This window comes from Methanoregula sp. (genome assembly GCF_049686655.1).
GTDB lineage: Archaea > Halobacteriota > Methanomicrobia > Methanomicrobiales > Methanospirillaceae > Methanoregula.
In genome coordinates this window covers 12,190-31,555 of the sequence record NZ_JBAVIG010000076.1, presented here as the reverse complement: position 1 = coordinate 31,555, position 19,366 = coordinate 12,190, and the positions used below count along the sequence as shown (strand labels likewise).

22 protein-coding genes are annotated in these 19,366 nt (G+C 55.2%); 10 read left to right on the top strand and 12 right to left on the bottom strand.

Annotated features, from left to right (window positions below; all coding sequences use genetic code 11):
- Positions 1 to 538 precede the first annotated feature (538 nt).
- Positions 539 to 1,300, bottom strand: a complete 762-nt coding sequence (locus WBL42_RS11055) for a hypothetical protein (RefSeq protein WP_424721334.1) — start codon at positions 1,298 to 1,300, stop codon at positions 539 to 541.
- Between the two features lie 320 nt (positions 1,301 to 1,620).
- On the opposite strand from WBL42_RS11055, the gene WBL42_RS11050 reads away from it, so the two are divergent.
- From WBL42_RS11050 to WBL42_RS11040, 3 genes are all read left to right on the top strand, one after another.
- The gene (locus WBL42_RS11050; RefSeq protein ID WP_424721333.1) at positions 1,621 to 3,948 is read left to right on the top strand and encodes a C39 family peptidase; all 2,328 of its coding nucleotides are present in this window, start codon (positions 1,621 to 1,623) and stop codon (positions 3,946 to 3,948) included.
- A gap of 89 nt (positions 3,949 to 4,037) precedes the next feature.
- Positions 4,038 to 4,175 carry a hypothetical protein gene (locus tag WBL42_RS11045; RefSeq protein WP_424721332.1) on the top strand — a complete coding sequence of 46 codons (138 nt, stop codon included), beginning with the start codon at positions 4,038 to 4,040 and terminating at the stop codon, positions 4,173 to 4,175.
- Between the two features lie 147 nt (positions 4,176 to 4,322).
- The gene (locus WBL42_RS11040; RefSeq protein WP_424721331.1) at positions 4,323 to 4,922 is read left to right on the top strand and encodes a hypothetical protein; all 600 of its coding nucleotides are present in this window, start codon (positions 4,323 to 4,325) and stop codon (positions 4,920 to 4,922) included.
- Between the two features lie 347 nt (positions 4,923 to 5,269).
- Here WBL42_RS11040 and WBL42_RS11035 read toward each other — a convergent pair whose 3' ends face one another.
- From WBL42_RS11035 to WBL42_RS11025, 3 genes are read right to left on the bottom strand one after another with little or no spacing between them, the layout of a single operon-like run.
- Positions 5,270 to 5,941, bottom strand: a complete 672-nt coding sequence (locus tag WBL42_RS11035) for an MBL fold metallo-hydrolase (RefSeq protein WP_424721330.1) — start codon at positions 5,939 to 5,941, stop codon at positions 5,270 to 5,272.
- 43 nt (positions 5,942 to 5,984) lie between these two features.
- A complete protein-coding gene (locus WBL42_RS11030; RefSeq protein WP_424721329.1) occupies positions 5,985 to 6,740 on the bottom strand; it encodes an ABC transporter permease in 756 nt (251 codons plus the stop codon).
- Complete coding sequence (locus WBL42_RS11025; protein WP_424721328.1) at positions 6,740 to 7,732, bottom strand: ATP-binding cassette domain-containing protein; 993 nt, start codon at positions 7,730 to 7,732, stop codon at positions 6,740 to 6,742. Before WBL42_RS11025 ends, WBL42_RS11030 begins: the two co-directional genes overlap by 1 nt.
- Before the next feature lie 226 nt (positions 7,733 to 7,958).
- Between WBL42_RS11025 and WBL42_RS11020 the strand changes: the two genes are divergently transcribed.
- The 7 genes from WBL42_RS11020 (at position 7,959) to WBL42_RS10990 (ending at position 11,040) form a co-directional block, all read left to right on the top strand.
- Complete coding sequence (locus WBL42_RS11020; RefSeq protein ID WP_424721327.1) at positions 7,959 to 8,384, top strand: winged helix-turn-helix transcriptional regulator; 426 nt, start codon at positions 7,959 to 7,961, stop codon at positions 8,382 to 8,384.
- 200 nt (positions 8,385 to 8,584) lie between these two features.
- Positions 8,585 to 8,803, top strand: a complete 219-nt coding sequence (locus tag WBL42_RS11015; RefSeq protein ID WP_424721326.1) for a type II toxin-antitoxin system HicB family antitoxin — start codon at positions 8,585 to 8,587, stop codon at positions 8,801 to 8,803.
- A complete protein-coding gene (locus tag WBL42_RS11010) occupies positions 8,800 to 9,021 on the top strand; it encodes a type II toxin-antitoxin system HicA family toxin (protein ID WP_424721325.1) in 222 nt (73 codons plus the stop codon). The genes WBL42_RS11015 and WBL42_RS11010 overlap by 4 nt, the downstream gene beginning before the upstream one ends.
- A complete protein-coding gene (locus WBL42_RS11005; protein WP_424721324.1) occupies positions 9,018 to 9,143 on the top strand; it encodes a hypothetical protein in 126 nt (41 codons plus the stop codon). Before WBL42_RS11010 ends, WBL42_RS11005 begins: the two co-directional genes overlap by 4 nt.
- A 331-nt stretch (positions 9,144 to 9,474) precedes the next feature.
- The gene (locus WBL42_RS11000) at positions 9,475 to 9,693 is read left to right on the top strand and encodes a type II toxin-antitoxin system HicB family antitoxin (protein WP_424721323.1); all 219 of its coding nucleotides are present in this window, start codon (positions 9,475 to 9,477) and stop codon (positions 9,691 to 9,693) included.
- Positions 9,694 to 9,930, top strand: coding sequence for a type II toxin-antitoxin system HicA family toxin (locus tag WBL42_RS10995; RefSeq protein ID WP_424721322.1), 237 nt, complete (start codon positions 9,694 to 9,696; stop codon positions 9,928 to 9,930).
- Between the two features lie 618 nt (positions 9,931 to 10,548).
- Entirely contained in the window at positions 10,549 to 11,040 is a 492-nt protein-coding gene (locus WBL42_RS10990; RefSeq protein ID WP_424721321.1) for a hypothetical protein, read from the top strand.
- Positions 11,041 to 11,123: 83 nt separating this feature from the next.
- On the opposite strand, the gene aroC is transcribed toward WBL42_RS10990, so the two are convergent.
- Genes aroC through WBL42_RS10950 form a run of 8 tightly spaced genes read right to left on the bottom strand, consistent with a single transcriptional unit; the run spans position 11,124 to position 18,994 of the window.
- A complete protein-coding gene (gene aroC, locus WBL42_RS10985) occupies positions 11,124 to 12,113 on the bottom strand; it encodes a chorismate synthase (RefSeq protein ID WP_424721320.1) in 990 nt (329 codons plus the stop codon).
- Positions 12,110 to 13,498, bottom strand: a complete 1,389-nt coding sequence (gene aroE, locus WBL42_RS10980) for a shikimate dehydrogenase (RefSeq protein ID WP_424721319.1) — start codon at positions 13,496 to 13,498, stop codon at positions 12,110 to 12,112. Before aroE ends, aroC begins: the two co-directional genes overlap by 4 nt.
- Complete coding sequence (gene aroA / locus WBL42_RS10975; RefSeq protein WP_424721318.1) at positions 13,495 to 14,760, bottom strand: 3-phosphoshikimate 1-carboxyvinyltransferase; 1,266 nt, start codon at positions 14,758 to 14,760, stop codon at positions 13,495 to 13,497. Before aroA ends, aroE begins: the two co-directional genes overlap by 4 nt.
- The gene (locus WBL42_RS10970) at positions 14,757 to 15,599 is read right to left on the bottom strand and encodes a prephenate dehydratase (RefSeq protein WP_424721317.1); all 843 of its coding nucleotides are present in this window, start codon (positions 15,597 to 15,599) and stop codon (positions 14,757 to 14,759) included. The genes aroA and WBL42_RS10970 overlap by 4 nt, the downstream gene beginning before the upstream one ends.
- On the bottom strand, positions 15,596 to 16,435 hold the full coding sequence (locus WBL42_RS10965; protein ID WP_424721316.1) for a prephenate dehydrogenase/arogenate dehydrogenase family protein: 840 nt from the start codon (positions 16,433 to 16,435) through the stop codon (positions 15,596 to 15,598). Before WBL42_RS10965 ends, WBL42_RS10970 begins: the two co-directional genes overlap by 4 nt.
- Entirely contained in the window at positions 16,432 to 17,418 is a 987-nt protein-coding gene (locus WBL42_RS10960) for a 3-dehydroquinate synthase II (protein WP_424721315.1), read from the bottom strand. Before WBL42_RS10960 ends, WBL42_RS10965 begins: the two co-directional genes overlap by 4 nt.
- Positions 17,415 to 18,200, bottom strand: coding sequence for a 2-amino-3,7-dideoxy-D-threo-hept-6-ulosonate synthase (locus WBL42_RS10955; protein WP_424721314.1), 786 nt, complete (start codon positions 18,198 to 18,200; stop codon positions 17,415 to 17,417). Before WBL42_RS10955 ends, WBL42_RS10960 begins: the two co-directional genes overlap by 4 nt.
- Entirely contained in the window at positions 18,197 to 18,994 is a 798-nt protein-coding gene (locus WBL42_RS10950; RefSeq protein ID WP_424721313.1) for a 2-amino-3,7-dideoxy-D-threo-hept-6-ulosonate synthase, read from the bottom strand. The genes WBL42_RS10955 and WBL42_RS10950 overlap by 4 nt, the downstream gene beginning before the upstream one ends.
- Between the last annotated feature and the right edge of the window lie 372 nt (positions 18,995 to 19,366).

Genomic DNA, 19,366 nt, shown 5'->3' with positions numbered 1-19,366 from the left:
GCTCTGAATGCCGCAATCCGCCTTTGAATAATAGTGCATAGAGTGGCAAGCCATCACCGATGTAACATTTTCTTAATAGCTTTTATTTATTTGGCTTGTTACATTCAGGCGTAGTGGCTAGTAATGGAGAAAATGGACGCGATGTCATTGTACACCCCAGCTGGAGCTGAAGGATGGGGGTCCCCCCACATTCACTAAGCGATGGACGGCCGACCGCCCGTAGGGCGCGCCCCGCGGCGGATTCGTCGGGGGGGTTTAAAAAGTTGGACCGCCGCAGATCCGGCGGGGGCGCGGTTGCACAAACAGATGCCGTGATGACTGCCCGCAGGAAAAGACCGGCGATACAACGGAACTTAATCCGTCTCGCTTTTTTTTGTTGTAGAGTCCGAACAGGCATGATTGTTCCCACTTCTGATGTGATCGCGTAAAAACACTTTTTTCTTCTTCTCGTTGTGGATTTCTACAGAGCCCCAATTTTATTGATTTTTACCAGCGGATCCTGTTTGGCGGAAAAATTTTCTTAGTGTGAACATAGAGATCAATGCTTTCTCAGTCTGGCAATGACCAGCAACAACAGGCCGATGACAACGAGATACGGCAAGAGTTGGATAAAAGTCCACACGAATGGGATAAAACGTGATGCAGTTGCTCCGGGAAAATTAAACTCCCCATCCAGATTATCCGAAACAGCGCTCATAAACAGGATCTTCAGGATCGGCACGTTCTCATCCAGACTTCCGGAACTATCGATACCATAATATGCGATATATTGCTTGGTATTCAAAATCAAAAAATATCCCGATGTTTCATTACTCTTAAATTCGAGAACAGGAATCTGTTGCATCGGATACTGATGTGACGCATAATATTCGGCTGTTCCGGGCTCTGAGGAGTATTGAGATAGTTCCCTTGTAATATCCAGTGTAGTACATGATATCGTACCATGTGCAGCAAGATAGTTTGTCAGACGCGATTTTTGCACGGTGAAGTCATCGGAGTTGGTGAAATACCAGACCTCAGCTATGTAGTGCTGACCGGTTTTATCGTAGATAATATTCCGGGCCTCAAAATAGGGAGACAGATTGGGAAATACCGGTACCGGTTTATCCACTTCGGTGAGATTATTCCGAATTGATGCGTTGATACTCCCGAAAAAGGGTAAGAGATTCCACGCTCGCTCATCCGGAGGGGGTGGGGTTGCACTTACCGACGCCGTAATGATTACCAACAGTAAAAGAATGGCAATAAGATGATACTTAATCCGTCTCGCTTTTTTTGGTTGTGGAGTCCGAACTGGCATGATTGTTCCCTCTTCTGATGTGATCGCGTAAAAAACGGTTGAGACGTTTTCCCTCCGATATCCAATGCGTTTTGGATGGATCTGTCAATTGAGGAATCAAACGCGAGTCAGTTAGAAATTTTACTATCTGATATAAATTCTTCCACATACTAAATAATCATATTGTATAATACGATGAGAACAAAAATACAATATTTATTATAATAAATACCTCAATCCATATTGTCAGTAAAAAATCTGCAATTTTTTTTGCTGTGAATGAAAAGGAATGGGTTCACCTGACCTGGAATGTGAGATGAACCCGGTCCTGCCCGGAGGGCATGATACATATTCTTCAAATCTCTGATGAAGATGTGGGCCATGCCTCCAATCCTGAAAACCTGGAGGTAATTGAAATGAAGTTCCTGAGACTTTGTGCTCTCCTGCTCATCGTTCTGATAGCTGCGATGGTCGTGGTACCGGCAGTTGGTGCTGAACCGGATAAAAACGTACCGGATATGAATTCACACGATCAGAATTCGATAGATAATGGCCATGACAAGGATTTACATGGCAATGACTGTGACAGAGGATGGTGTGATAAAGATTCACAGGATAAGGATTCATGTGACAAGGATCAGCGCAGTAGACATCTTGTTACCCTTAAAAATGCAACCCTCGCTGCAACGGATCTCGTTAGCAAAATATCCGGCACTTCCGATGATTTTGCAGCCTGGAATGGCGCGACAGTGGTACCTGATACAACGTATTACGATATGACCGGGACGAATGCATCATATTCGTACGATGTGATGGCAAACGGGCAATACGCCGGGTATGTAATGGTATCCGCAAGCCGGGATAATTATCCGATCCTCGAATTATCAACAGGATTGACGCCGGATAAAGATGCTGCTACGGTCCTTCGTGCAAAACAGCTCGCCCAGACACAAATTACAAATCGCCGGGAAGTTCTGGGTGAAGGTCAGCCGGTTTATCTTGGGGCTACATTCTTCTACATGGCGTATCCGATAGAGATGAACAACTCAAGATCGAGACCTCAACAGATTTCCCAGGACTGGATACTTGTTGATCTCACGGAACACAGGATTGTAGATCAGAGAAGTGCCCCGAATTCCACCTTTGGATTCAATGCAACGCAATTGAGACAACTGGATGCGATCCAAAAACAAAAAATTGTGGAAGCGAATGCTGAATGGGATAGTATTGGTTCGGCGAGCGCCGCTCCGATGACTGCCATTGCCGCTGTACCGGCATTACAACCTTCAGTGAATGCAGTCACTATACAAAATGAAATACAAAACGTTCCTTCCTATCTTTGGAAATGGGGTTGCTCGCCAACATCAGCTGCAATGATATTGGGATATTGGCAAAATCTGGGATTAACCCAGTTGCCCTCAATCACCGATCCCAGATATGGTGATCCATTAAATTACCAATTGGCTGGCGATATGTTAACACTATATGACCCTTCCGGATTCTGTACCAACATGCCCAGTCCACCTTGTGGCGGGACACTCCCTCTCCTCATCGCCCCGGGAATTAATACAGAATTTTACCAACATGGGATAGGAACATGGACAGCAAGAAACACGTTTTTTGATACTTACGACTCTTTCGTAAACGAGATTGATTCGGGATACCCGCTTGAACTCACGATGTATCCTGGCGGAAGCAGCACCGACCGCACGACAGATTATGGTTATCACAGTGTTGCTGTTGTCGGATATGATAAGTCGGGTCAACTCCTGACCCTTCATGATACCTGGGATAGTAATGATCACTCTATAACCTACGGTAACTGGTTTGCAGAGCAGGGTACCACGGTAAATCCTGATATTATCCACACAATTACCGCCATCGCGGGATCCAATGGTGCTATCAACCCTCTCGGTTCAATTACGGTTCCGGATGGTATCAGGAAAACATTCACGATTACACCAAACAGTGGATACGTAATTGATGCGATTCTCGTTGATGGAAACCCGACAACACAGAATCCGTATACGTTTAACGATGTCACTTCCGACCATACCATCTCCGCCACGTTCAAACCAATTTCCACGTCAACCGGTTGGGACTGGTCTACTCAGGGATGGGGCGATTGGCAGCATACCTGGTCAGTATCTGGCACGCAAACCGGTCCGAACTCAGAATATGGTCCGGTAATGATAAACAATGCTGCTGAAGGAAATCATGGCGAGCACGGTACAAATACAAACCTTCTTGCGGGTTCGACGCAATCCAGCGTCTCGAAGACATTTGCCGATCCTACCGGAGTTGGATGGAACACTATCACGTTCAAAGGCCTTATTTCAGGATCAGATGTACCAAATGGTAGATGGATGACCATTACGGTGAATGGCAACCAGGTATTCGGTGGTACAGCATCACAATCACCCCCCGGCAATGGCGTACCCTTCGAAATTACAAGTTCGTTTGCACAATCACCGATAGTAGCATTGACAATTGCCGATGGTCAGAATCCCGCATGGGGGCCACAGTTTGCGATGCATTACTACTCAGTCACGCTCAGCCGCGAAAGTTCTACGAATCTTATGAAGATGACGAGTACACTATTTATCATTCCGGATGGAAGGGGACAGGTTACCAATGTTACTTCATCGGATAATTCCACGATAACGTGAATTAAAGATAATATCTATTTTTTACTAAAAATTAAAATTCAGTCCTGAATCCCGATTATCGTATTATGATGATGAGTACTCGGCCCTATATGTTTCAATTCAGGGACGGGCCGAGTGATCCCGGGGCGGGGGACATCACCTCGCTGCCCGCCGCCGGGGCTGTGGTCAGGCCGGCGGGGCAGGGGGCACGATCAGCCGGTGATCGCGAGGCCGACGACACGAAATGAAGATCGCGACAATAGGATCGAGCGACGTGACGAGGAGAGCCCCCAAGTACTTCCACCGGGTAATACCCGATAAATAACTACGAGAAAAATCGCAGTTAAATCAAATTTTATATAATTTTAAAGAATAATGTTATCCCGAGGCAGAACATGAAATCATGGTTCGTCGGCACCTGTATCATTCTCATAATCATCGTCTCGATAACGGCGGGTTGTACCACAAATCCACAATCCCTGACTCCCATTCCCAGTACTGAAACACCGGCCCTGTCAACAACGGAAGAGCATCCTGCAAATGCAGGTATATGTCCTCCGATTCCGACCCTGGTTACCGATAACAACCAGCAGATTACGAGCGTGCCGTATGGTTTTGGTTTTGGCGACAACAATAGGACCTATAATCTTCCCGCGGGATCCATCATATCCCACACACAGGATGGTATCACCCGGGTTTTCGACAGGAACGGTACCCAGATACTCATTGCGAATGATTCCGAGAACCAGATACCGACTCCCGGAGGATTTCAGCCTTCCACGAAAGTCTTGGAAGTCCCGAACGGGGCATTCATCCAGTCTGACGGGAATATGACGCATATTACCCTGAACGGTACCTGCATCGGGACGACCGTTTCGTCCGATACTTCGCCGGCTCCTTCAAAACGGATTTGCCATTGCCCCATGATGCCAGTCCAATCCGTGACAACAATCCCAACAGCGACTCCGGATGACGGGCTTTGTCACTGTCCATGATGTGAGTGGGAAAACATTGGACCCCCGGATTACTATTTTTTTAAAGATCTGTGTTCTGCCCAGCGAGGCCCCGACGAGGCGGCCGATCGACCCCCGTAGGGGGTGGGGACAAATCATATCACCACTGCCGGCGGCCCGGCCGACACCGCATCCCCGCCGGCGCCGGTGCTGTGGCCAGGGCCGGTGGTGGTGAGGGGCACGGCTAGCCGGAGATCGCGAGGCCGACGATACTCCGCGAAGATCGTGAATGTTGAATCCGGGAATTGCGATGAACGGCCGCGGCGAAGTTAACTTTCCTTGATGGATAAATCACGATTGACTATTTTTAAAGCTAAAAAAAATTGAACTCAGGGTAATGACTTCGCGAACTCCCGGACCTTTACCGATGCATCAGGCCTGAGAGGTACTCCATGTCCTGACAGCATGATATCAAAATCAATTGCGGCGATCTTTTTGATTGATTGCTGTACCTCGCTTGTGTCTAATGAGGAGGGTCCCATCTCAATTTTACTGCCGTTAAACCTCAAGAGATCCCCCACAAACAGAATTTTTGATGACGGATCAAAAAGACATATACTTCCCGGGGTATGTCCGGGGGTATGAATAGTGGTGAGACCAGCGATAATGTCACCGTCATTGAGCGTTATATCCGGTTCAACAGTCCTTGATCCGAATAACAGGGGAATGAGGATTTTAAAGATCAATCCCTTCACACCTCCAGGTGCAGGCTGGGCTTTCCTACCGGAAACGTAGTCCGCATCCGCTTCATGAATGGCCACCTTTGCACCGCTCAGTTTTTTGAGATCGCCAGCGTCGCCCACGTGATCAATATGAAAATGTGTCAGGACGATCGTTTTGATATCTGTTGGTTTACGCTTGAGAATATCCTGAATATATGATACTATTTTTGCGCTGTTTTTTGGCATTCCCGTATCGATAAGTGTCAGATCGTCCCGAACAATGATAAAACAATTACCATTTACCCCATCGACCTGGTGAATTCCCGGTGCTATTTCCATTATCCTTCAACTCCCAATTTTTGTATTCTCCGGTTCCGGTTTTTTAATAATTCATCTTCCTGAATAAGAATGCCCCCACCATCGTCATCATTATTGCGAAAAATCCCAATGCTGCAAGGCATAAAACCGGGTTGATTTGGGATACTCCGGTTAATCCGTACCTGATTCCTTCAACACCATAGGTCAGAGGATCACACAGGGTAATCGGGGCGATCCACGCCGGAAGACTGCTGATCGGAAATATTGCTCCTGATAAGCCGAATATCGGCAAAACGATAAAACTCGTGATAAACTGGTACCCGGTCGGGTCTTCCATTCTCGAAGCGAGCGCAATCCCAAATGCAGTAAATGCGATACCGATTAACACCATAAAACCGAAGGCAATGAGAAAACCAATTGAGTTTACTATGTTAAGACCTATGAAGAGCGATATCACCACGATGATGATGCCCTGCAAAAACGCCGTTGTTGCGCCTCCAAGCGTCTGACCAAACACGATATCGAACCTTGAGACCGGGGCAACAAGAATCTCCTTGAGGAAACCGAATTGTTTGTCCCATAATATCTGGATGCCCGATTGGAAGGACGTGTACGTTACCATGAAGCAGACTATTCCCGGGATAATGAACTGTGTATAGTTCTGACCGAGCCCGGGTATGGTTACTACGGAATTCAAACCAAGGCCCAGGAAGAGCAGAAAGAAGAGAGGCATGCCAATACTCCCGATAATTCTGCTCTTCAGACGGATGTATCTCTTCATGGTCCGTAACCAGATGGTATAGATAACGTTTGGTTTCATCAATGCCTCATCCTCTCATACACCTGCATACTCTGCATACTCCCCTTAATATTCGCCTCCTGTTCGCGAATGGTCCTGCCGGTAAACGAGAGGAATACGTCTTCAAGTGTCGGTTTGTTAATGCCGAGAGAATCGATCGGTATCTGTTTTTCGTTCAACAACGTTACGATAGCGCTGACATGGTGTTCGGCATTCCTGAGGCTGATGGTTACCTCCCCGTTCTGGTGCTCCATATGGGATACCCATGACTCTTTCAATGCCTCAACAATTGCTTCCGGCTTCGGGGACCGGATAGTTATTACATCCCCTCCGATCCCGTCTTTCAGGTTCTTTGGCGTATCGAGGGCAATGACCTTCCCATGGTCGATAATGGCGACCCGGTTACAGAGGTGGTCGGCTTCTTCCATGTAATGGGTAGTGAGAATGATCGTAATCCCCTTCTCCCGGGCGAGGGTCGCGATGTACTGCCAGAGGTGGTTCCGGGTCTGCGGATCGAGACCGAGGGACGGCTCATCGAGGAAGAGGACAACGGGGTGGTGGAGCAGCCCCCTCGCGATCTCGAGACGCCGTTTCATCCCTCCGGAAAATGTCTTGACGAAATCGTCCTTCCTGTCGGTAAGATCGACGAGTCCCAGGAGTTCGGTAATTCTCTGGTTTCTCTGTGCGGCGGGGATCTCGTACAGGCGGCCGTGGAAATCCATATTTTCCCATGCGGTCAGCTCGTCATCGAGGCTCTGGGTCTGGAACACAATGCCTATCGACTTCCTGACACCGTCCTCTTCATGTTCAATGTCCATTCCGTTCACGGTGGCAGACCCTGACGTCGGTTTCAGCATGGTGGCGAGCATCGACAGTGTCGTAGTTTTGCCGGCTCCATTCGGCCCGAGGAGCCCGAAGATCTCCCCGTATTCGATATCGAACGAGATGTTATCCACAGCCACGAGGTTGTTGAAACATTTTGTCAACCGATCAATGTGTATTGCGACAGGCATATTACGAGGTCCTACTTAAATTTTCAAGCCATTCTTCGAATATTCTCATAGCCTTCCTTTTGATGTTCCCAAGATTCTTTTTTCGAATATTTCTCACGCCTTCTTCTTCATAAAACCGGTGGACCACCTTGCGGCCATTTTCCCTGCTACAAAAATACCGCGTATACCAATTTATAGCGGATACTAACAATTTTAGCCAGTGCTAACAAAATAGAGAGTGACTACAATGGCGAAGAACACGGATTTCTGGCGATGGATCGAGGCCGCACTCAATGTGATCGGCGGGAAGTGGAAACTGTTGATCGTTATTGCATTAAAGGACGGGACACAGCGATATAGCGAGATCTCCCATAAGATGCCGGCAATCAGCGAGAGGATGCTGGTAAAGCAGCTCCGCGAGATGGAACACGATGGGATTATCACAAGGATGGTCTACCCGGTGGTTCCCGCGAAGGTAGAATATTCACTTACGGAGTCCGGCGAAAAACTGATCCCGGTTTTGCTGGTTCTCGGTATATGGGGAGTAAACTACCTGGATCAGGATATAGTCGGTGGCGGATTATCCCGGCCAGCGGGAATGACCCCCGCCAGACTTCGTCGGCTGCACGAAGATCTCGAGGGTATCCTTAAAGGCGCCGAACAAAAAAACTAAAAACGCCGGGGCGACACCGTATCCCCGCCGGTGCCGGGGCTGTGGCCTGGGCCGGTGATCGCATGGGGCACGGCACCGGGAGATTGGAGAGGCCGACGATACGAAGTGAAGATCGCTGGGTGGGATCGGGGTGATGATAAAGATCATAAACCCTCTTAAATACCGGAATATAATATCTGTATACAAATCAGGGGGCAGATATGGACTTCAAGATTACGATTGAAAAAGACGAGGATGGCTGGTTCATCGTCACCGTTCCGGCACTTCCTGGCTGTGTCTCCCAGGGAAAGACCGAGGAGGAGGCAAAGAAAAATATTGCCGAAGCCATTGAGCTGCACCTCTCCGCTCTCGCCCGCGATGGCATTCCTCTTTATCACCGCCCGGGTACCAAAGAATCTTTTGTTGCTGTCGATATATGACCGATAAACTTCCCATCCTTTCCGGTAAGGATGTCATAAAAGCGCTCGGCAAGCTGGGGTATTCCATCAATGACCAGAAGGGAAGCCATGTTCATCTCCGGCATCCGGTGATGAGGCCTCTGACAGTTCCGAACCACCCGGAAATTGCCCGGGGGACATTGCGGATCATCGTCAAGGATGCGGATCTCACGGTCGAAAAATTTCTGGAGTTATTATGAGCCCGGACGATGCAATCCGGTGCCTCCAGATCTACGAGACCGGGAGTGGTGACTGGACGAAAGACCCGGATAAAATTATCAAAAGCATCATGGATAAGCGGAAGAAAGTTCCTGCTCCGTGAATTCGAATATCTTTTTTTTTCACAACATCGTACACTGTGTCACGTTTTGGGAGATCCATACCAATTTGTTGGCGCCAACGAAATGGTCCGGCTCACCGCATCCCGGCCGACACCGCATCCCCGCCGGCGCCGGGGCTGTGGCCTGGGCCGGTGATCGTGTGGGGCACGGGGCCGGGAGATTTGCGGGGCCGAGAGGCGGGGGGAGGATTGCGGGGGGAATCCCCGGGATGCGATGAAAGTGGGTTGGGGGACCCCCCACCATTGCGAGAAGATTAATCTCATGAGAAAGGATAGTACGTGTACAATATTACCCTAAGTGGGGTGATCACCTATGCCAAAATTTCTGAAAATCATTGTTGAAAAACATCCGGACGGCTATATCGCGTACCCGCTCGGCATGAAAGGCGTAGTAATCGGAGAGGGAAATACGTACGAAGAGGCACTCGCCGATGTGAAATCCGCAATACAGTTCCATATCGAATCATTTGGCGAGGACGCATACGATACCGGCGATCTTATCGAGACCTTCGTTGCCGAGGTTTCCGTATAAATGAAATTTCCCCAGGACGTTCCCCAGCCCCGGGTAATACGAACGTTTGAAAATCTCGGGTTCCACATTGTCCGGGTCGGGAATCATATCTCAATGCTACAGGAGAATCCGGACGGAACCAAAACTCCGCTGACCATGCCGAATCACGAGCGGATCAAAGGATCGACACTCCGCATCATTTGCACGCAGGTAAAAATTTCCCGCGAGGAGTATCTTCGTGCTTTTGAAGAATTGTAATTTTTTCTGATACACGGCGGATCAATTACCGGAAAGATATCGGTACCGGTAATCTGCCCAGCGAGGCCCCGACGAGAACCTGTCGTCGCATCAGCGAGGACAGGTTGGAGAAGTGAAACTTCGACTGTGGCTGAGCGACCCCCGTAAGGGGGGGGGGGAGAGAATCGCATCACCATTTCCGGCGCCCGGCCGACACCGCATCCCCGCCGGCGCCGGGGCTGTGGCCTGGACCGGTGATCGCGTGGGGCACGGCACCGGGAGATTTGCGAGGCCGACGATACGCCGGGAAGATCGTGAAGGTTAAATTTCTCAACATTACGATGAACGGCCGCCGCCCCGAAGGGTGTCCCGCGGCGGATCAGGTGCCATCAATATTTTATAAAACCGGTTATTATCTAACGAGATCCTCTACGAGGTACCCAACCAACTTCCGATGTAACGATGAGAGGGTGAATTATAATTGATTTTTTGTTTTAGGGTTCTGTTAACTTGGCATGGGATGGATGATTTTCTTCTTCAGAGAAACGCCACCACCCCTCAACAAGTTAACAGAACCCCGTATCTCACCCATTCGGGGTTCGACAACCCCAAATAGGAATACACAGTAAATCATCTGGCATGAAATACACGATTATCCCGGTTTTTGTCCTGGTTATCGTCATCTGCATATTCGCTTCGGGATGTACGTCCGCCCCGGGCCCGGCGCCCGCGGCAACCCGGGCGGCTGCACCGGCGACCACTGCAACCCCTGCCGTCACGGTGACTGCCACGCTGGCTGGTACTGATGCCATGCAGGACAACGGGCCCGTCCGGTTCCTCCCGTCCGCACAACAGGTGAACCTGGACCTGACCAAAGACCGGCCTACCTCGGAACTCCACCTGCTGTACCAGGGCGGCCCGGGCGATGTCTTCACCCAGAAGATCGTCATGCGGGTCTACAGCTCCGGGAATGTATACCAGGAATATGTGATGAGCGATGGCCAGAAACCTGTTCCCGGCGATGAAATCGTAGCCACCGGGACCCGCGGAGGCGACCGGTGCGTGGTATATGTCTATTCTGCCGGTACCGGTTACAAGGTGATCGACGAGGTAGTGTATTCCGCTATGTAACCCGCCGGCAATTTCCACTCTTTTTCGGCGGTTATTCCACTGCATCAAAACGGGTAACCGGGGAGTGGAAGGGTGAGCCCGCGCTATGTGCGGTACTTCGCCTGCTCCAGCCAGCAGTCGATCAGTACCAGCGCGAGCATCGACTCCGCCACCGGGAGGATTCGGGGAATGATGCAGGGGTCGTGCCGTCCCTTCACCGATATTTCCGCGTCGTTGCCGTAAATATCGACGGTTTTTTGTGCCTGTGCAATTGACGGTGTGGGTTTGACGGCGATGCGGACAACGATCTCCTGCCCTGATGAGATGCCGCCCAGGATGCCGCCGGCATGGTTGCTGGCAAACCCGTTCTTCCGTATCGGGTCGTTGTTCCCGCTCCCGAACCTGCCGGCGACCTCAAATCCGTCGCCGATCTCAACACCCTTTACCGCTCCGATGCCCATCATGGCACCGGCAATCTGTGCGTCCAGCTTGCCAAAGACCGGGTCGCCAAGCCCGGCAGGGCAGCCCCGCGCCGTGATCTCGACGATGCCGCCCACCGAGTCGCCGGCGTTTTTCGCGGCAAGGATCTCGGCTTCGATTGCGGCCGTCCCGGTCTTCCCATGCACCGAGACGATTCCTCCGGCAATGGTGATACCCATCCCTGCAAGGAATTTCATTGCGACAGCACCGGCAGCTACGCGCCCGAGCGTCTCGCGGCCGGAACTCCTGCCCCCGCCCCGGTAGTCGCGGTGCCCGTACTTCTGCTGGTACGTGAAATCCGCGTGGCCCGGGCGGAAGAGGGTACGGAGTTCCACGTAGTCCGTGGAATGGTGGTCCTCGTTTCTTACCAGCAGCGCGATGGGCGTGCCGGTGGTAATCCCTTCGAAGACCCCGGAGAGGATCTCAACCTGATCTGCTTCGTTGCGCGGGGAGACAAGGGCAGAGGTGCCCGGCCGCCGGCGGTCGAGCAGGGGCTGGATGTCGCCTTCAGCGAGTGCAAGGCCGGCCGGGCATCCGTCAATGACAACGCCAACTGCCTGCCCGTGGCTCTCGCCGAATGTGGTGATGCGGAAATTCGTGCCAAATGTGTTCATGAGAGATACTTCCTGATGGTCTCTGACGGGACATCGATCCCGAAGAAGAGCCAGAACTGCTCTTTTGCCTGTTCGATGAACATCTCGGTCCCCTGGATGGTCCGGCAGCCCCTCCCCAGCGCCATCTCGATGAGGGGCGTGACCGGCGGGGTATAGACCAGATCGAACACCGTCAGGTCGGGATAGACCTGCTCCTCGCGGAGGGGGCTCCGGGTGTCCGGCTCCATACCGAGCGGTGTCGCATTCACGACAAGGTCCGGGTGGATCTGGTCGAAGGTGTCCCACGCGGCCCAGCGACAGCCCGTCCGGGCTGCCAGCTCTTTTGCCTTCTCCGGCGTCCGGTTCAGGATCGTCACATCCATGTCGAGGTCCACGAGCGCAAAGGCAGCCGCGGAGGCGACACCCCCGGCCCCGAGGAGCACGGCCTTCGATCCCTTCAGGGAAACGAGCGGCTTCCTGACGCCGAGCCAGTCCGTGTTGTACCCGGTAGCCGAGCCGCAGGCAAAGACGACCGTGTTGACTGCGCCGATATTCCGTGCCGCCTCGTCCACCTCATCGACGAGTGCCATCACGTCCTGCTTGAACGGGATAGTGACAGAGAGCCCCTTCACATCGAGCGACCGGGCCAGGTCCATGATCCGCCCGATCACCGGGTCCTCGAAGAAGGTGTAGTGGCAGTTTATGCCGTACTCCGCAAAGAGGGCATTGAAGAGCCGGGGCCCCCGGCTGTGGAGGGCAGGATACCCCGCGACGCCGAGGAGGCGGGTGAGGGGATCTGACGGCGGGCTGGCGAGGACCTCTTCGAGCCTGCGCAGGGCCGGGGCCGCAAGGCGCCCGCCCCGGAAGAAGGCGACCCCCTCCTTCCGTGCTGAGGGGGTCGGGACCCCCTTGTCGATGCGGTCGTTGATGATGACAGCGGCCGTAGCCGGCGTGGTCCCGCTCGTGTCTACGCAGAGGTCTGCGGAGGCGCGATAGTTCTGCCTCCTCCTGTCCAGCATCTCGGCGATCTCCTCCCGGAGGGGAAGGTTCGTGAGCGGCGGCCGGGGGGACCGGGCGATACGCTGTTCGATCGCATCGAGGTCGGTGGTCAGGAGGACTACCGTGCTGTCCCTGCGCAGGTGCGCCATGTTGACCGGGTCAACAACGGCTCCCCCGCCGGTGCTGATCACCGCGTCTGCCGGGGGGAGGCCTGCGATCACGTCCCGCTCGATAGTCCGGAACCGCTCCTCCCCGTCCTCGTGGAAGATGTCCGGGATGGAGCGGCCGGTCTGCTGCTCGATCAGGGAATCGGTGTCCAGGAAGACCACGCGATGCTGTGCTGCAAGGATCCGGCCGATCTCTGTCTTCCCGGTACCGCGGAAGCCGGTCAGTACGATTCTCTTCATGGTATAATCCCTTTGAGACTCTCCCAGAACCCCGGGAACGACTTGTTCACGCAGGCCGGGTCCGTGATGGTGACCCCCCCGATGCCAAGGCTGAGCACGGCAAAACTCATGGCCGTGCGGTGGTCGTTGGCCGGGTCGATAGTGCCGCCGTGCAGCGGTGCGGGCCGAACCGTGATCCGGTCGTCGCCGACCGTAACGTCCCCGCCCAGCGCCCGGAGGCGATCCGCTGTGCCATTGATACGGTCGCTCTCCTTGAACTTTAAATGACTGATGCCCGTGATGGTTGTCGGGGTCCGGGCCATCGAGGCCACCATGCAGAGCGTCTGGACGGTGTCGGGCGAGGTGGCCATGTCGAATTCGATCCCCTTCAGTTCTCCGGAATTTTCCACCGTTACGGTGTTCTTCCCGTACATTACCGTGCAGCCCATTGCCGAGATGGCCTCGAGGAACCTCCGGTCGCCCTGCACCGAGTCCGGGGCAAGGTTCTTCACGGTTACCCGGCCGCCGCAGATCGCGGCGATGGCAAAGAAGTACGAGGCGGAGGAGTAGTCGCCCTCCACGGTGTACCGCCTGCCCTGGTAGCGGTCAGCGGTGCTGACAACGAACCGCCCGTACCCGGTCCGCTCAACCTTTGCCCCGAACGCTTCCATCACGCTGAGGGTGATGTCGAGGTACGAGGCCGATGCCGGTGGTGCCGGGATGATGACCTCGACTTCCTTCTGTGCGTACGGCGCTGCCATCAGGATCGATGAGATGAACTGGCTGCTCATGGAGCCGTCGATCACCACCGGGCCTCCGAGCAGTTTCCCGCTCACGCGGAGCGGCGGGTAACCGTCCTCCTGCAGGAACTCCACGGTTCCGCCAAGGGCAGGGAGAGCCCTGGCGAGGGGCCCGATGGGACGCTCCTGCATCCGGGCGCTGCCGGTCAGGGTTACCGGGTACTGACAGAGCAGGGCGAGGGTTGTCAGGAGCCGGAGGCTGGTACCGGAGTTGTCGAGGTTGAGGGTCGTCGGCCTGCGATTCGGCAGCGCCCCGTTGCAGCCGGTGACAATGATCCTTCCCGGCTGGTCCTCCACTGCTACCCCGAGAGACCGGAGGGCACCGGCGGTCAGCCGGGTATCCTCGGCCTCCAGGGGGCGGAAGATGGTGGTCTTCCCCCCGGCAAGGGCACCGGCGATGAGTGCCCGGTGGGTATAGCTCTTGGACGGGGGAGCGGTGAACGTGAGATCAATGCCCGATATTTTTCCCGGGGTAACGATCATGGTTCCACCCCGATCTTCCGGTAGCAGCCGAGTTCCTTGACGCCGGTGATGGTCTTCAGTTCGATGATGGCATCGGCGGTCTTCTCCGACCATGCGGTGTCGAGGAAGAAGACGTACTCGCCGATCTTCCGCTTGGAGGGCCGGGACTCGATCCGGGTCAGGTTGATATTCCGGCGGGCAAAGGCTTCGAGCAGGTCGTGGAGCAGGCCGGACCGGTCCTGGTCCGGATCGATGAGGATGCTGCATTTCTCCGGCTTCTTCTCCTGCAGGGGAGCGTGGGAGATCCGGACGAACCGGGTGGTATTCGAGGCATTGTTCTCGGTATTCCGGACCAGCACCGGCATGTGGTAGAGCCCTGCCGCGATGACCGGGATGAGGGCCCCCGCGTTCGGGGTCTTCCGGGCCTCGAGCGCACTCGACGCATTGCTGCTCGTGTGGATGACCGGCACGCCCCACTTTTCGATTGCATCGCTGCACTGCTCGTGGGTCTGGGGATGCGCGTAGATCACGCGGATCCTCTCCAGCGGCACGAGCGAGGCGAGGTTGTGGTGGATGGGCATGTACATCTCGGCTGTGATGAAGAGCGGGTGCCGGGCAAGGCCGTCGAGGGTCTCGCCAACGCTGCCGGCCTCTGAATTCTCCATCGGGACTATGCCGTCCCCGTCGCCCCGGGCCACTGCGGCCATGATGCCGTGGATGGTCGGGAGGAGGACGATCTCTTCCGGTGGCACGGCATTAAGCTTCAATGCCATCTCGTGGGAGAAGGTACCCTCCGGCCCGAGCGTGATCAGGCGCCCCGGTGCCCGCAGGGCTGCACGTTTCTCTGCCCTGCGCTTCATCGGTTCACCATGCACTCGATCAGGGCATCGGTCGTCTTCTGACCCTCTTCGCAGTATGAGCCGAGGTGCCGGCTGTTCCGCTCGAAGAATTTCCGGAACTGCTCCGGGTCCTTCGCATCTACGATCGCGGAGAGGTCCGCAGCAGAACTCCGGCAGGCGGCAAGGACTTCCGGCATGTACGGGTTCTGCTGGAGGATGTCGGCATAGAGCGCAGGGTCCTGCGAGAGGAGCCGGCCCACGAGCGAGAGCTCGATCTGGTAAACCGGGCTCTCGAATTTCTCCGTCCTGCGGAGATCCACGCCGAGCCTGCGCACCGTGTCTGCCACGCAGAGCGTGACGAAGTGGGTGAGCCCCTGCACCACGGCGACTGTCCGGTCGTGCTCCTCCGGGGTTGCAATCGTGCAGACCGCGCCCTGCGCCTCGAATATATCGACGAGCTGTGCCACGCGGGCCTCTTTTGCCCGGGCCGGGCAGACGATGATCGTCTGGTTCTTTATGGACTTCACCGTGGGCCCGAACATCGGGTGGAGGCCGATCACGTCCGCCTTTGATCCCAGCATCGCCTCTACGGGCCGCACCTTGAGCGAGGTGAAGTCGCAGAGGAGCTGGCCGGGTTCCAGGAGCGGGGTGATCTCACCGATCACCCTGACAGTCTCCCGGATCGGGACGGATACGATGACGATATCGCACTGCTTTGCTATGTCGGCAGCGGTGATGGCGGTCTTCCGTCCCGAGACCAGGACTTCGTACCCGGCCTTCTCAAAGACCCGGGCAAAGAGCCGGCCCATCTTCCCGGTGCCGCCGATGATGCCTGTCTTCATGGTCTTTGCGGTCATTTCTCGCGGATCGTCTCTTTGACGGCCATGCCGAAGTGCCGGCCGCCTTCGAGGATGCTGCCGAGGATCTCATCACCGGTCTTCAGGGTCACGACCGAGATCGCCCTGCCGTCTTTTCCCACGAGGCGAATTGTCTCGGCGTTCTGGAGGATCAGGCTCACCTTTTCTTTCCCCGCTGCTGCCTCGACGAGGAGCAGGGGCCTGCGCTCGATCTTGACCCTGCCGACGATCGCGGAGTGTGCGGTGCCCTTCCCGTCCGCAACGAGCACCTGCCCGCCGGTTGCCAGGTCCGCGAGGTATGCGGTCTTCCCGTCCGGGAGGAGAATGTACGCATGGACCGCGCCGGCATTCACCCGGAACGGGCGCGGGGCCACGTACGGGTTCTCGAGCGTCTCGGCATGGACGAGGAGCATAGCGGAGGAGGTGTTCCCCATCAGCATGCCCTCGCCGTCCGAGAGGATCGAGCAGGTGTCCACGCAGACCCGGTCACCCATGCCCACGGGCTGGATCTTCGTAACCGTGAACGGGACGAGGCCGACCTTTCCCGTGGTGCTCTTGAGGAGCTTTGCCACGTCCTTCACGACAGCGGGGTCCGTGGTCGAGAGGAGAATACCGTACACGCCCTTCTCCAGGATATGGATCGCCATCGCGGCCTCGTCCACGTTTTTGACTCTCGCGATGATGTGGTCGGACTGTGCGACGAGATTTTCGAGCGGGATTACGGTCCAGTCGCTTGTGGTAACTATTACGGGTTTGTGCTTCCCGAGCTCTGCGGCTTTGTTCTCGCTCGCCTTGTCGGTGATGGTACACTCCGTCACATCGGTCCCGGGTTTGATGTCCCCGTCCGGCGCAACGGTCGTGATCCTGCCGAGCCGCTTCACGTCTTCTGCCTTGTCAACGACCAGCGCATCCGCACCGCTCTCGATGGCAGTTGTGGCAATCTCCTTGTTCCATGGGCGGATGTCCACCCAGAACTGTTTCATTTGTGCTGCTCCAGCGCCTTTGCCGGGTCCACGTTGTGGTGCACCACGCTGCAGAGTGCCTGGACGAACGCCTTCGTGTCCTTGCGCTGGAATGCGTTCCGACCGACGCAGACGCCGGCCCCCCCGGCATTGACCGAGTCCCGGATGATCTGGAGGGATTCGAGGTCTGCGCACTTCTCGCCCCCGGCTATGAAGACCGGTACCGAGCAGGCCTTCACGATCTTCTTGAACGCCTCGGCGTCGTTGCAGTAGTTGGTCTTGATGAGGTCGGCGCCGAGCTCTTCTGCCACCCGGACCGCGTGGCCTACCGACTGCGGGGAGTACGGGTCTATGCCCTGCCCCCTCGGGTAGATCATCGTGAGGAGCGGCATGCCCCAGCGGGTGCAGTCCCGGGCTACGTTCGCCCCGATCTCCAGCATCTTGGACTCGTTCGGGGCCCCGAGGTTGATATGGATCGAGACCGCGTCGGCCCCGAGCGCGATCGCCTCCTCGACCGTGCAGACCTGGACCTTGTCGTTCGGGTCCGGGTTGAGCGAGGTGGAGCCCGAGAGGTGGATGATGAGGCCGATGTCCCGGCCGTGCTTCCGGTGCCCGCGCTTGACCATGCCCTTGTGGAGGACGATCGCGTTTGCGCCCCCGTTGGAGACGTCCGAGATCACCTGCGTCATGTCCAGCAGCCCTTCGATCTGCCCCATCGAGAAGCCATGGTCCATCGGCACGATGACCGCCCTGCCCGTGTTCCTGTCCATTATCCGTTCGATCCGAATGTCCTTCCCGATCATGATCCCGCCTCAAGGATTTTGAGTGCCTCTTCCACGCTCTTGTTCCCGTGCACGATACAGGCCGCTGCCCGGACGAACTTGTCCGGGTGCCGGTGCTGGAAGGCGTTGCGCCCGATCGAGATACCGGCCGCCCCGCCCGCCATCGCGCCTTCAATCAATTCTAACGTTGTGCGGTCATCCGTCTTTGAACCTCCGGCCACCACGACCGGCACCGGGCAGCCCCGGGTCACCTCGCGGAACGACTCCGGGTCGCCGGTGTAGACCGTCTTGACGATGTCCGCCCCGAGCTCGGCAGCGACACGGGCCGCGAGCTTGACCTGCTCGAGATCGTTGTTGGACTTGATGTTCTTGCCCCGCGGGTACATCATCGCGAGGAGCGGCATGCCCCATTCCATGCACTCCACCGCAACCGCCCCGAGGTCCTGGAGCATCGTTGCCTCCGACTCGGCCCCGATGTTCACGTGCATTGAGACCGCATCGGCCCCCATCTTCAGCGCATTCGTCACCGAGTTGACGAGCACCTTCTCGTTCGGGTCCGGCGCAAGCTTTGTGGAGGCCGACAGGTGCAGGATGAGCCCGATGTCCCGGCCACCCTGCCTGTGGCCGTGGAGCGCAAGCCCCACGTGCCCGATCACCGCGTTCGCACCGCCATCAGCGACGAGGTTGACGGACTGCCCGATATCGATCAGGCCCGGGATCGGCCCGTCCGAGACCCCGTGGTCCATCGGCACGATGATCGTCTTCTTTGTATTCCGGTTCATGATCCTTTCCAGACGAATTTCCTTTCCTCTCATGGTAAACAACAACTCCTCCCCCTGACTTCGCAATCTTTTGAAGCGAACCAGAGGGCTTACTCAAACCAGTAATAAAACCGGTAATAAAATGCAAAAATGCCAGAGAAGCTAAAACCTGCGGTAGTAACTTTCGGCTGCTCAGAAACGAGGTTCATGCTCCGGACGGGTGCCTGGCTAGCGGAGATAAAGACATTCACGGGCAAAAAAACCCTCACGAATGCTGTGGCACTCTTCCTGCATACTCAATTGTATGGAGCCCGGGGTATATAATTGTGTGTGCTAGTGATTAGCATGGTTAAAAATGTTGTTTCTAATTGCATATCTTTTAAGTTTGTTCTGAATTATCAAACCTAAAAACCCATAAAATGTGGT